This window comes from Cellulomonas sp. A375-1 (assembly GCF_001040865.1).
In the GTDB taxonomy this organism is placed as follows: domain Bacteria; phylum Actinomycetota; class Actinomycetes; order Actinomycetales; family Cellulomonadaceae; genus Cellulomonas; species Cellulomonas gelida.
The window spans coordinates 84,032-95,825 of sequence record NZ_LFKW01000153.1 but is presented as its reverse complement, the minus strand read 5'-3'; the positions used below and the strand labels follow the sequence as shown (position 1 = coordinate 95,825).

Sequence of the window (11,794 nt, the reverse complement as noted above, 5' to 3'; positions counted from 1 at the left end):
CCCTGCTCTGCAGCTCCGCGGCGTCCTCGAGCCGTCGTCGAGCCTGTTCCTGCAGGTCCGCCAGCCACACGTCGGTCCTCACGTCTGCCCCCCCTTGTCCGGTAGGTGCCCGAGGGTACTGCCCGTGGCGGTCAGCGCGCGGGGACGGCCCGCGCCGACGCCCACGCGCGCAGCTGCGCGACGCGCTCGGCCATGACGACGGCGAGCGGCCGGGTGGTGCGCAGCTCGGCCAGCACCGCGGACGCGTCGAGCGGCACGGCCTTCGCGTGCGCGGCGTAGGTCGCGGACACGACGCCCTGCTCGATCTCGGCGCCGGAGAACGCGGCGGACGCGGCGACGAGCGGTGCGAGCTCGTCGTCGCGCAGCGCCAGACCACGGCGCGCGGCGTGCAGGCGCAGGAGCGCGGCGCGCGCGGCCTCGTCGGGCAGGTCGACGAAGAACATCTCGTCGAACCGGCCCTTGCGCACGAGCTCGGGCGGCAGGGCCGCGATCTCGTTCGCGGTGGCCGCGACGAACACCGACGAACGTCGGTCGGCGAGCCAGGTGAGGAACGTGCCGAGCACGCGCCGCGCGGAGCCGCCGTCACCGTCGGACGACGCGACGGCCTTCTCGATCTCGTCGATCCACAGCACGCAGGGGGCGAGCGCGTCGGCCGCGGCCAGCGCGTCACGCAGGCGCCGCTCGGACTCACCGACGTACTTGTCGTGCACGCCCGCGAGGTCGAGCCGCAGCAGCGGGACGCCCAGGACGGACGCGGCGGCGCGGGCGGCGAGCGACTTGCCGCAGCCCTGCACGCCGAGCAGGAGCACGCCGCGCGGCGCCTCGAGGTGCGGTGCGCTGCCGTCGAGCGCGGGCCGCCGCAGCGCGATCCACTGCATCATGCGGTCGAGCCCGACCACGTCGCCCGGCCCGACCGTCGCGTACTCGTAGGACAGCACGCCGTCGGCCGCGAGCGCGTCGAACCGCGCCCGCTCGACCACGGGCACGTCGCGCACGGTGATCGCGCCGTCGTCGACGACCGCCCCGCGCGCGAGCCGCGCGACGTCGCTGCGGGACAGCCCAGCGAGCCGTCGGACCAGCAGGTCCCGGGCCTGGGGGTCGACGTGCGGGAGCTGCCCGGACGTCGCGGCAAACTGCGCGATGGTGTCGTCGACGATCGCGGCGCGCTCGGCGACCGACGGGAACGCCACCGGGACGTGCACCGCGAGGTGCTCGAGCTCGTGCGGCAGCTCGACGGAGCGCGACACCAGGACGACCGTGCTCCGGTTGGCGTGCGGGGCCTGCGCGGCGTCCTTGAGGAGCCGCACGACGACGGGGTCCTCGAACCACGGGTGCAGGTCGAGCAGGATGTAGACGGCGGGGACAGCGCTCTCGACGATCGTGCGCAGCACCGTCGACGCGTCCGTGTTGTGCCGCTGCGCGCCGCCGAGGTCGACGTCGAGCCTGCGCAGGCCGTCGGTGACGCTCCACCGCAGCACGGGCCGCCCGCCGCCCCCGCCCGCGACGCGCAGCGCGGACCGCACGACGAGGTCGAGCGCCGCGGCCTCGTCGGCCGTCTCCAGCACGACGATCGGAGTCCTGGCGGCGATGAGGGCCGCGACGTCGTCGCGCGAGCCGTCGGGAACCACGCGCACAACCTAGCCGCAGGGTCCGCCACGTCCGCGCGCCGCCGCGCGGCAGCCACCCGCCCGGCCTACCGACGACACGCACGCCGGTTGCCGTGCCCGGCGGTGCGGCGTCAGGACGTGATCGCCAGGCCCAGCCAGGCCGCCGCGAGGCTCGCGACGAGCATGCCGCCCGCGTGCACCACCGCGGCGCGCGTGCGACCGGCGCGCAGCAGCCGCGCGCCCTCGACGCTCGCTGTCGAGAACGTCGAGTACCCCCCGAGGAACCCGACGCCGAGCACGTCCTTGAGGTCGCCCGCCGCCGGGTGCCCCGCGACCCACCCGACGACCATCCCGAGCAGCACGCACGACGTCACGTTGATGACGAGCGTCCCCGCGGGCACGGTCCAGCGGTTGTGCCGCGCGACGAGCGTGTCGACCTCGAACCGCGCGACCGCACCGAGTCCGCCCGCGAGCGCGACGAGCAGCGAGATCACGCGGCGGGCCGCTCGTGCGTCGTCGGTCGCCGCCGGGGACCCGTGAACCGCGCCGCGACGACCATCCCGGCGACCGCGAGCACGAGCCCGAGCACCACGCTGACCAGCGGGTACGCCACCGCGATCGTCGTCTCACCGTCGGAGACGAGGCGCTCGACCTCGAGCACGAACGTGCTGTACGTCGTGAACCCGCCGAGCACCCCGGTGCCGCAGCCGAGGCGCACGGACCGCCGCCAGCCCTCGTCGGGACCGCCGCGCACGAGGCGCTCGAGCAGGAGACCGAGCACGAACGAGCCGACGAGGTTGATCCCGAACGTCGCCCACGGCCAGCCCGTCGGCTGCGCGAACGCGCCCTCGAGCCCCGCCCGCAGCGCCGTCCCGAGGGCCCCGCCGACGAACACGAGCCCGACGAGCCTCAGGTGCTCGCGCCGACTCACCACGGCGACCTCGTGGCGGTCCAGTCGACGACGTCGAGCGGGACGGTCAGCACCGGGCGGTGCTGGTGGTGCGCGAGGTGGACCGCGACCGAGCCGTCGACGAGCTCGCGCAGCTTCGACCCCGGCCCGGGTGCGCGCGTGCCGACGACGATCGCGGCGGCGTCCACCGCGCGCGCCAGGTGGGTCAGCGCACGGTCGGGCCGGCCCGCGAGGTAGTGCAGCACCCACGGCACTGCCGCAGACGCCGCGCTCGTCGGGGAGCTCGTCGGGATGCCCGTCGGGATGCGCGTCGGCGCGCTCGTCGGGCCCAGGAGCTCCTCGACCCACGCGCGCAGGTCGGCCTCGACCGTGTCCCACGTGTCGTCGACCCCGTCCGGGTCGACCGGCGCGTGCCGGACGGTCCCGTCCGGGTGCTCCTCGACGACGTACCGCCCCGTGTCGACGTACGCGAGGTGCAGCGTCCCGCCCACGGCGAGCGCCCAGCGCGCGGCGGTGCGGACGACGAGCTCGGGCTGCCCGGGCACGACGCCGACGACCAGTGCGTGCGCGACGGGTTCGACGATGCGCTCGACGGCCGGCTGCGGCGCCGATCTGGTCACGGGAGCCTCCTTCGTCGTGGACGGCCGCCTGCCCACGGTCGTCACGGCCGGGCAGGACGCATCGGCCGGGTGCGCACACCTCGCGGCGACCCGGGCGCGCCCTGCGGCAGCCGTCTGCTGGCTCAGCGTAGAACCACTCGACCGTGACGTCGGCGACCGCCGGCGGTCTCGCCACGACGTGCCCCTCGTGGCGCCAGGGGGCATGCTCGACGAAAGGGCCAGCTCCACGGCATCGAAGGCATCGGCATGTGCACGAGCATCAGGTTCTCGGACGGCACCCACCTCTACCTGGCGCGCAACCTGGACTGGACCACCGGGTACGGCGAGCGGGTGGTGGTGACACCGACGGGCTACGCGACGCGGTCGCCGTTCGGCGCCGTGCCCGGCATCCAGCACGCCGTGATCGGGATGGGCATCGTCGAGGACCATACTCCGCTGTACTTCGACTGCGGGAACGACGCAGGCCTGGCCGTGGCCGGTCTCAACTTCCCGGGGTACGCGACGTACGCGGAGGGACCCGTGGAGGGTGCGACCAACGTCGCCGCGTTCGAGCTCCCGCTCTGGGTCGCCTCGCAGTTCACCTCCGTCGACGAGGTCGAGGCCGCGCTCGAGCACGTCGTCGTGGTCGACCGTCCGATCAACGAGAAGTACCCGAGCTCGTTGCTGCACTGGATCGTCGGCGACGCGACGCGCGCGATCGTCGTGGAGAGCACGAGCGAGGGCGTGCAGCTGTTCGACGACGACGTCGACGTCCTCGCGAACCAGCCCGGCTTCGCGTGGCACCACGAGAACCTGCGCAACTACCTCAACGTCTCACCCGACTTCCCCGAGCCGAGCGTGCTCGGCCGGGCGCACCTGAGCCCGTTCGGCTCGGGATCCCACATGCGAGGGATCCCCGGCGACTACTACTCGACGTCCCGGTTCGTGCGTGCCGCCTACGTGAATGCGCACTACCCGGACAAGACGAGCGAGGAGGAGAACGTCAGCCGCGCCTTCCACACGTTGCAGCAGGTCGCGATGGTGGACGGCTGCGCGGCCATGGGCTCGGGCGAGTTCGAGACGACCATCTACACCGGGCTGTTCTCGTCGAGGACGACGACGTACTACTGGAACACCTACGACGACCCGGCGATCCGCAGCGTCGCGATGGCCGACAACGCGCCCGACGGGACCGAGCTCGTCGTCGCCTAGTCCTGCGGCGCGGCGCGGCGCCAGGGGTTGGCCGGGTCGGTCGCCGTGGGCGCCGCGACGACGCGCACCGCGTAGGTCGGCACCTCGGTCCCGGCGACGGTGCCCAGGTACTCGTGGCCGGTCATGCGGCACCACACCGGCAGGTCGATCGGCGCGATCGGGTCGGACGTGGACAGGTGCACGACAGTCCCCACCTCGAGCTCGGCGACCCGCGCGCGCAGCAGCACGAGCAGCCGCGCGCACCCGAGGTCACACCCCTCGATCAGCACAGGCTCCGGCACCCGCCGATCGTGCCACGGTGCGCCGACGACGACGCACCGCCGCGAGCCGGACGATGCGCGCGATTCCGGCCACACCGGGCACAGTCGGATGCCATGATGCGCGGGTGCCCTCAGAGCTCCCGGCCTCGCCGCGCGACCGCCGTGCGCCCCTGGTCGTGGCAGTCGTCGGTGCGGTGATCGTCCTGCTCGGGGCGTACCTCGTCGCTGCGGGCTGGCCATCGCGGGTCGGCTACCGGCAGGGCGAGTGGTTCGCCTACGGGACCGGATCCATGGTCGGGATCGCCGTGGAGGGCCCGTCCGCCGGGTTCGTGATCGGGATCGTGCTCGTCGCGCTGGGCACCGGGACGATCGGCGCGGTCGCCGGCTGGGCGCTGGGCCGGCACCCGGGCGCCCGTCGTGCGGTGGTGCAGGTCGGTCGAGCGACATCGGCGCTGTGGCGCAGGCACCGCGTGCTCGTCATCGTCGCGGTGGTCGGCGCGCTGCTGGCCGCGCTGGGCGCGCTGCTGCTCTCCGGCGCCGCCAGCACGACCAGCACGGCCAGCACGAGCCGACTCGTCGTCACCACCTCCCCGATGGGTCCGGCCTCCTGGTCCGACGAAGACGACGGGTACGACGACGTGTACGGGTACGACGACGTGTACGGGTACGACGACGTGTACGGGTACGACGACGGGTACGGGTACGACGACGGGTACCTGTACGACGACGGCTGGTACGACCAGGGCGCGCAGCAGCCGGTCGAACAGGTCGGGGACGGGCTGGCGACCGCGCGGTTCGAGACGGTCGACACAGGTGAGATGGCCGGCGGCGAGCAAGCCGCGGCGCCCGACGAGCGCGTCGCGGGGATGCTGCTCGGCGGGCTGGGTCTCGTGCTGCTCGGTGGGGTCGGCGGGTGGGCTCTCGCGCCACGACGTGGGTGACGTGGTCCTCCCGGGAGGAGGCAGACTGGCGCCATGACCACGCCTGCCGTCGGTGTCCTGCTGCCCCGTGACCTGCCCGCGGACCAGGTGCTGCCGTTCGCCCGCCGCGCGGACGCGCTCGGGTTCGACGAGCTGTGGGTCGTGGAGGACCTGGGCTTCCGCGGCGGTGTGGCGCAGGCGGCGGCGGTGCTCGCGGCGACCGACCGGGTGCACGTCGGCATCGGGATCCTGCCGGCGGCGGTGCGCAACGTGGCGTTCGCGGCGATGGAGGCGGCGACGCTCGCGCAGCTGTTCCCGGGGCGCGTGACGTTCGGGATCGGCCACGGCATGCCGGGCTGGATGCGAGCGGTGGGCGCCTGGCCGGACCGCCCGCTGACGTTCCTCGGCGCGTACACGCAGGCGCTGCGCACGCTCCTGCGGGGCGGCACGGTGCACGACGACGAGCTCGGCGTGACCGGCGTCGCCCTCGAGACGTCGTCCGTGCCCGACGTGGTCCCGGACGTGCTGCTGGGCGTGCGCGGGCCGCGGTCGCTCGCGGTCGCGGGCCGGGTCGCGGACGGCACGATCCTCGCCGAGCCGACGACGCCGCAGTACGTGAGCGGTGCGCTCGCGCAGATCGCGGCGCCCGGGCCGCACCGCGTGGTGGCGTACGGCGTCGCGGCGGTCGACGACGACGAGTCGGCCGCGCTGGCCGCCGCGCGCCCCGGGCTGATGTGGATCGGCGAACCGGACTGGGCGCCGCACCTCGTCGGGCTGCCGTTCGCCGACGACCTCGCGCGCCTGCGGGCGTCGAGCGCCGACGCGCACGCGTTCGCGGCGGCGCTGCCCGACGAGTGGGTCGCCGAGCTCGCGCTCGCGGGCACACCGGAGCAGGTCCGTGCGCGGCTGGCCGCGCTCGGGACGGTCGGTGCCACGTCGGTGGGCCTGACGCCGGTGGGCCCTGACCCGGTCGCCGCGCTCGACCAGCTCGCGCGCGTGGTGCAGGCGTGACGGGCCCGACGGGCGTGCCGGGCGCGACCGGCGCGACGGACGGACCGCGATGAGCCACGACCACCACCACGGCCACGGGCCGGACTCGGCGAACCGCACGCGGCTGGCGGTCGCGTTCGGGATCACCGCCACGATCCTGGTCGCGCAGGCCGTCGGGGCGCTGCTGACGGGTTCGCTCGCGCTGCTCGTCGACACCGCGCACATGCTCACCGACGCGGCCGGCCTCGCGATCGCGCTCGTCGCCGCGACGCTCGCGAGCCGCCCCCCGACCGCGCGGCGCACGTGGGGCTTCCGGCGCGCGGAGGTGCTCGCGGCGCTCGCGCAGTCGGCGGTGCTGCTCGCCGTGGGCGTGTACGTGCTGGTCGAGGGCGTGCAGCGACTGTTCGAGCCACCGGACGTCCCCGCGCGCGAGCTCGTCGTGTTCGGCGTCATCGGCCTCGTGGGGAACGTCGTCGCGCTCGCGGTGCTCGCCGGCGGGCGCTCCTCGAGCATGAACCTGCGCGCGGCGTTCCTCGAGGTGGTCAACGACGCGCTGGGCTCGGTGGGCGTGATCGTCGCGGCCGTCGTCATCGAGACGACAGGGTGGCAGCAGGCCGACGCGGTCGCGGGCCTGCTGATCGGCGCGCTGATCCTGCCCCGGGCGCTGAAGATCCTGCGCGAGGCCACGTCGGTGCTCCTGGAGACCACGCCCCCGGGCCTCGACCTGGACGACGTGCGCGAGCACCTGCTCGGCGTGGAGCACGTCGTCGACGTGCACGACCTGCACGCGTCGCTGATCGCGACCGGCCTGCCCGTGCTGTCCGCGCACGTGGTGGTCGACCAGGGCTGCTTCCAGACGGGTCACGTGCCGCGCATCCTCGACACGCTGCAGGAGTGCGTCGCTCACCACTTCGACGTCTCCGTCGAGCACTCGACGTTCCAGATCGAGCCGGCCGCCCACGCCGCCCACGAGTCCCCGAGCCACCCCTGACCCAGCTCCGGCGCAAGGTCGTCAAGCCGCAAGGTCGTCAGCGAGAGCTCACGATCTGGCACTGATCCGACGACGTGACGCGGGAGCCCCTCAGGCGTGCGTGGAGCGGGTGCTGTCCTCGCGCGGGAGGCGCCACAGCGTGTAGAGCAGCGCGATCGTCGCCGTGACCACCAGCAGGGCCAGGCCGACCGTGTACGAGTGCGTGACCTCGTTGTACGTCGCACCCAGGACGAGCGCCGGGAAGTAGCCGCCGAGGCCGCCCGCCGCCCCGACGACGCCCGACACCGCGCCGACGCGATCGGCGGGTGCCCGCCGGGCCACCCACGCGAACACGCCACCGGCCCCGAGGCCCAGGAAGAACGCCATCGCGACGAACACGATGCCCGCGGGGATCTCGGGCTGGGGCTTGAGCGCCATGAGGACCGCCGCGACCGCGGCCCCCGCGAGCGAGACCAGCACGACGACCTTGGGGTGGGTCCGGTCGGACAGCACGCCACCGATGGGGCGGGCGATCACCGCGGCGATCGCGAAGCCCGCGGTGCGCGTGCCGGCACCGGCCAGGTCGAAGTCGTACACGTCCTTGAGGTACGTGGGCAGGTAGGTCGAGAAGGCGACGAAGCCGCCGAACGTCACCGCGTACAGGAACGACATCTGCCAGGTGACCGTGAGCTTGGCGGCGGCCTTGAGCTTCGGCAGGACCGCCTGCGTGCTCGGCTTCCAGGCCGACGCGTCGCGGGCCAGCAGCCAGACGACGACACCGGTGACCGCGAGAGCCGCCGCGATGATCAGGTGTGCGGGGACGTACCCGAACCAGCTGACGAACCGTGGGGTGAAGAACGACGACAGCGCGGTGCCACCCATGCCGATGCCGAACATGCCGGTCGCGAACCCTCGTCGGGCCGGCTCGTACCAGGCGTTGACGAACGGGATGCCCGCCGCGAACGACGTGCCGGCGATGCCGAGGAAGAACGCGAACACCAGGAGCAGCGGGTACGACGCCTGGGTCCCGGCCCAGGCGACGAGCAGCACCGGCACCACCGAGAGGACGTTCAGGACCGCGAGCATGCGCCGGCCGCCGAACCGGTCGGTCAGTGCTCCGACCGGGACCCGGCCCACGGCCCCGACCAGCACGGGCGTCGCGATGAGCAGCGACTTCTGGGGCGCGGACAGGGACAGCTCGTCCGTGTAGCGCACGGCCAGCGGCCCGATCAGGTTCCAGGCCCAGAACGTGATGGCGAACGTCCAGGTGGCCAGGGCCAGGTTCAGGGCGCGCCCCGTCGTGGCCGGTGCGCTCGTCGTCGAGGCGCTCATGGTTCTCCCCTGCAGGAACGGTGGATGAAGGCCGTCAGCGGTCGCGGTCGCGCGTGCCGACGGGGTCCCAGCCGCGCCGCGGCGCGGAGGCTCCCGGGGTCGGCCGGCGGTCGCGGCTGCGGTAGACGACGTACGGGCGGAACAGGTAGTGCAGGGGTGCGGTGAACGCGTGCACGAGCCGGCTGAACGGGAACAGCGTGATCAGGCCCAGCCCGAGCAGCACGTGCAGGTGGAACTGGAGCGGCGCCGCGGCCATGGCGTCCACGTCGGGCCGCAGCGTGAACAGCGACCGGAACCATGGCGAGACGGACTCGCGGTAGTTGTGCGAGTCGTGGCCCTGGCTGAACGCGATCACGGTCGTCGCGAGCCCGGTCACGATCGCCGTGGTCAGCACGGCGTACATGAGCTTGTCGTTCTTCGTCGTCGCCATGAAGACCGGTCCCGTGCGGCGGCGGCGCACGATGAGGATGACGATCCCGGCGAGCGTGCCGATGCCCGCGATCGTGCCGATGCCGAGCGCGCCCGCGTGGTACATCCCCTCGGTGATGCCCACGGCGTCCGTCCAGGACTCCGGGATCAGCAGCCCGACGACGTGCCCGACGATCACGAACAGCAGCCCGAAGTGGAACAGCGGCGACCCGATCCGCAGCAGCTTCGACTCGTACAGCTGCGACGAGCGCGTGGTCCAGCCGAACTGGTCGTAGCGGTACCGCCAGACGAGGCCGCCGACGAACGTCACGACGACGAGGTACGGCAGCACCCCCCACAGCACGACGTCCATCAGGCACTCCCGTCGAAGGTTCCGTAGCCGGCGGTTCCGTAGCCGGCGAGCGGCAGCAGGCGTGGGTCGGCCGAGTCGAGGCCGACGGACTCGCTCGGCGGGCCCGCGGCGGCCATGGCGTGCACGGCAGCCTTGTCCTTGGGCGACTCGCCGGGCAGCGTCGCGCAGACCGCCTCGAGCACGCCCGCGTACGGCGGCGACGACTCGATCAGGGCGAACCGCGTGAGCTCGAGGCTCGCGCGGTACTCCTGCAGCAGCGCCGCGCCGTCGTCGGGGTCCGCGAGCGCCGCGTACTCCAGCACGAGCGGCAGGTGGTCCGGCAGCTCGCCGTGGGTGTCCACCAGGAACCCGCTCGCGCGGTACCGCTCCTTGAACGCCGCGAGCACCTCACCGCGCCGGCGGGTGTCGCCGTCGGTCCAGTACGACAGGTACAGCGCCTGCTTGCGCGACAGGTCGAACAGGTGCACGTAGTCGGTCTGCAGGACGTCGAGCGGCGTCGCCGCGGCGTGGTCGAGGAACGTGCGCAGGCCCTCCCGCGCGCGGCCCGCAGGCAGCTCGTCGACCGCGGCAGCGAGCAGCGGGAGCCGTTCGACGAGCGCCTCGTCGGGGTAGCCCAGGCACCACGACGCCGCCTGGTGCACGACGCGCGTCGTCGCCGTCGCGCTCGGCGGGCGCGACGAGGACGGGCTCGCCGGCCGCGACGACGGGCTCGTCGTGCGGGCGTCCGACGACGTGCTCGTGCGACGACGGTCCGGACGCAGCCGCCTCACTTCTCCCCCTCGTCCTGCTGCGCGGGCGTCCGGGCGTCCGGTGCGTCGTGCGCCGGGAACAGCCCGGGCGGCGTCCCGACGCCGTCCCAGTTCAGGAGGTTGACCCGCCCGCGCATCTCCTCGGACGGCGAGATCCCCTCCGACGTCTGCCGCTGGCGCAGCGCGTGGAACGTCTCGACGGCCACGGGGACGGGCCGGCCGGACGCCTCGCCGAACGCCGCGGACTCGTACATGCCCGGGCCCTCGTCGTAGTCGAGCGAGCAGCCGAGCTCCTCGAGCTCGTGCCCGCGCTCCTCGTGGGCCTTGGGGATGACGTAGCGGTCCGCGTACTTGGCGATCGCGAGCAGCCGGTACATCGCGTACATGGCCTGACCGGTCATGCCCACGGACTGCGCCACGGCCTCGTCGGCGCCGTCGCCCATCGTGATGCCGCGCAGGTACGTGCGCATGGCGGCCAGGCGCTTGAGCACGCCCGTGACGATCTCGGTGTCGCCCGCGGTGAACAGCTCCGCGAGGTACTCGACGGGGATGCGCAGCGCGTCGATCGCGCCGAACAGGTTGCCGTGGTCCTCGGCGTCGTGCCCCTGGTCACGCAGCAGGTCGACCACCGGGGACAGCGGCGGGACGTACCAGACCATCGGCATCGTGCGGTACTCGGGGTGCAGCGGGAGCGCGACGCGGTAGGTCTTGGCCAGCGCGTACACCGGGCTGCGCCGGGCCGCGTCGATCCAGTCCGCCGGGATGCCCTGCTCGCGTGCCGCGGCGAGCACCGCCGGGTCCTGCGGGTCGAGCATGAGGTCGAGCTGGGCCTCGTAGAGGTCCTTCTCGTCGGGCACGGACGCAGCCTCGGTGACACGGTCGGCGTCGTAGAGGAACACCCCGATGTACCGCAGGCGACCCACGCACGTCTCGGCGCACACGGTCGGCAGGCCGACCTCGAGGCGCGGGTAGCAGAACGTGCACTTCTCGGCCTTGCCGGTCTTGTGGTTGAAGTAGATCTTCTTGTACGGGCAGCCGGTGATGCACTGCCGCCAGCCGCGGCACCGGTCCTGGTCCACCAGGACGATCCCGTCCTCGGCGCGCTTGTAGATCGCGCCCGACGGGCACGACGCCATGCACGACGGGTTCAGGCAGTGCTCGCAGATCCGCGGCAGGTAGAACATGAAGGTCTTCTCGAGCTCGAAGCGGATCTTGTCCTCGGACTCGCGGCGGACCTTCTCGACGATCGGGTCCAGGTGCCCGAGCTCGGACGTGCCGCCCAGGTTGTCGTCCCAGTTGGCCGACCACGTGACCTTCGTGTCCTCACCCGTGATGAGCGACTTCGGGCGGGCCACCGGGAAGTCGTCACCCAGGGGTGCCTCGACGAGCGTCTCGTAGTCGTACGTCCATGGCTCGTAGTAGTCCTCGAGCTCGGGCTGGACCGGGCTCGCGAAGATCGACAGG

The 11,794-nt window shown here is 73.4% G+C and carries 13 protein-coding genes; 4 read left to right on the top strand and 9 right to left on the bottom strand.

Annotated elements, in window-relative coordinates:
- Positions 1-131: 131 nt before the first annotated feature.
- The 4 genes from CWIS_RS16790 to CWIS_RS16775 form a co-directional block, all read right to left on the bottom strand.
- Positions 132-1,628 (bottom strand): AAA family ATPase, encoded by a 1,497-nt coding sequence (locus tag CWIS_RS16790; protein ID WP_048344507.1) that lies wholly within the window; start codon positions 1,626-1,628, stop codon positions 132-134.
- Positions 1,629-1,738: 110 nt separating this feature from the next.
- Entirely contained in the window at positions 1,739-2,101 is a 363-nt protein-coding gene (locus CWIS_RS16785; RefSeq protein WP_048344473.1) for a CrcB family protein, read from the bottom strand.
- On the bottom strand, positions 2,098-2,538 hold the full coding sequence (locus tag CWIS_RS16780; protein WP_231583970.1) for a CrcB family protein: 441 nt from the start codon (positions 2,536-2,538) through the stop codon (positions 2,098-2,100). Before CWIS_RS16780 ends, CWIS_RS16785 begins: the two co-directional genes overlap by 4 nt.
- Positions 2,535-3,137: a universal stress protein gene (locus tag CWIS_RS16775; RefSeq protein WP_048344472.1), complete on the bottom strand. Its 603-nt coding sequence runs from the start codon at positions 3,135-3,137 to the stop codon at positions 2,535-2,537. Before CWIS_RS16775 ends, CWIS_RS16780 begins: the two co-directional genes overlap by 4 nt.
- Before the next feature lie 246 nt (positions 3,138-3,383).
- Here CWIS_RS16775 and bsh point away from each other — a divergent pair, with 246 nt between their 5' ends.
- Complete coding sequence (gene bsh, locus CWIS_RS16770) at positions 3,384-4,328, top strand: choloylglycine hydrolase (protein WP_048344471.1); 945 nt, start codon at positions 3,384-3,386, stop codon at positions 4,326-4,328.
- Here the strand turns inward: bsh and CWIS_RS16765 are convergent.
- A complete protein-coding gene (locus CWIS_RS16765; protein ID WP_048344470.1) occupies positions 4,325-4,609 on the bottom strand; it encodes a sulfurtransferase TusA family protein in 285 nt (94 codons plus the stop codon). The genes bsh and CWIS_RS16765 overlap by 4 nt on opposite strands.
- A 104-nt stretch (positions 4,610-4,713) precedes the next feature.
- Between CWIS_RS16765 and CWIS_RS16760 the strand changes: the two genes are divergently transcribed.
- Genes CWIS_RS16760 through CWIS_RS16750 form a run of 3 tightly spaced genes read left to right on the top strand, consistent with a single transcriptional unit; the run spans position 4,714 to position 7,489 of the window.
- Positions 4,714-5,529 carry a hypothetical protein gene (locus CWIS_RS16760; protein WP_048344469.1) on the top strand — a complete coding sequence of 272 codons (816 nt, stop codon included), beginning with the start codon at positions 4,714-4,716 and terminating at the stop codon, positions 5,527-5,529.
- Between the two features lie 33 nt (positions 5,530-5,562).
- Positions 5,563-6,519 (top strand): LLM class flavin-dependent oxidoreductase, encoded by a 957-nt coding sequence (locus tag CWIS_RS16755; RefSeq protein WP_048344468.1) that lies wholly within the window; start codon positions 5,563-5,565, stop codon positions 6,517-6,519.
- Positions 6,520-6,568: 49 nt separating this feature from the next.
- A complete protein-coding gene (locus CWIS_RS16750; protein WP_048344467.1) occupies positions 6,569-7,489 on the top strand; it encodes a cation diffusion facilitator family transporter in 921 nt (306 codons plus the stop codon).
- A gap of 90 nt (positions 7,490-7,579) precedes the next feature.
- On the opposite strand, the gene CWIS_RS16745 is transcribed toward CWIS_RS16750, so the two are convergent.
- The 4 genes from CWIS_RS16745 to narH form a co-directional block, all read right to left on the bottom strand.
- Positions 7,580-8,800, bottom strand: a complete 1,221-nt coding sequence (locus CWIS_RS16745; RefSeq protein ID WP_048344466.1) for an MFS transporter — start codon at positions 8,798-8,800, stop codon at positions 7,580-7,582.
- A gap of 34 nt (positions 8,801-8,834) precedes the next feature.
- Positions 8,835-9,581 (bottom strand): respiratory nitrate reductase subunit gamma, encoded by a 747-nt coding sequence (gene narI / locus CWIS_RS16740; protein WP_048344465.1) that lies wholly within the window; start codon positions 9,579-9,581, stop codon positions 8,835-8,837.
- On the bottom strand, positions 9,581-10,351 hold the full coding sequence (gene narJ / locus CWIS_RS16735) for a nitrate reductase molybdenum cofactor assembly chaperone (RefSeq protein ID WP_369796602.1): 771 nt from the start codon (positions 10,349-10,351) through the stop codon (positions 9,581-9,583). Before narJ ends, narI begins: the two co-directional genes overlap by 1 nt.
- A partial coding sequence (narH, locus tag CWIS_RS16730; protein WP_048344517.1) for a nitrate reductase subunit beta occupies positions 10,348-11,794 on the bottom strand: 1,447 nt, incomplete at its 5' end. The genes narJ and narH, both read right to left, overlap by 4 nt.

What these genes read in the sequence shown, in the direction of transcription:
- bsh (WP_048344471.1), top strand. Translation starts at nt 3,384, where the DNA reads ATGTGCACGAGCATCAGGTTCTCGGACGGCACCCACCTCTACCTGGCG.
- CWIS_RS16755 (WP_048344468.1), top strand. Translation starts at nt 5,563, where the DNA reads ATGACCACGCCTGCCGTCGGTGTCCTGCTGCCCCGTGACCTGCCCGCG.
- CWIS_RS16750 (WP_048344467.1), top strand. Translation starts at nt 6,569, where the DNA reads ATGAGCCACGACCACCACCACGGCCACGGGCCGGACTCGGCGAACCGC.
- CWIS_RS16745 (WP_048344466.1), bottom strand. Translation starts at nt 8,800, where the DNA reads ATGAGCGCCTCGACGACGAGCGCACCGGCCACGACGGGGCGCGCCCTG.
- narI (WP_048344465.1), bottom strand. Translation starts at nt 9,581, where the DNA reads ATGGACGTCGTGCTGTGGGGGGTGCTGCCGTACCTCGTCGTCGTGACG.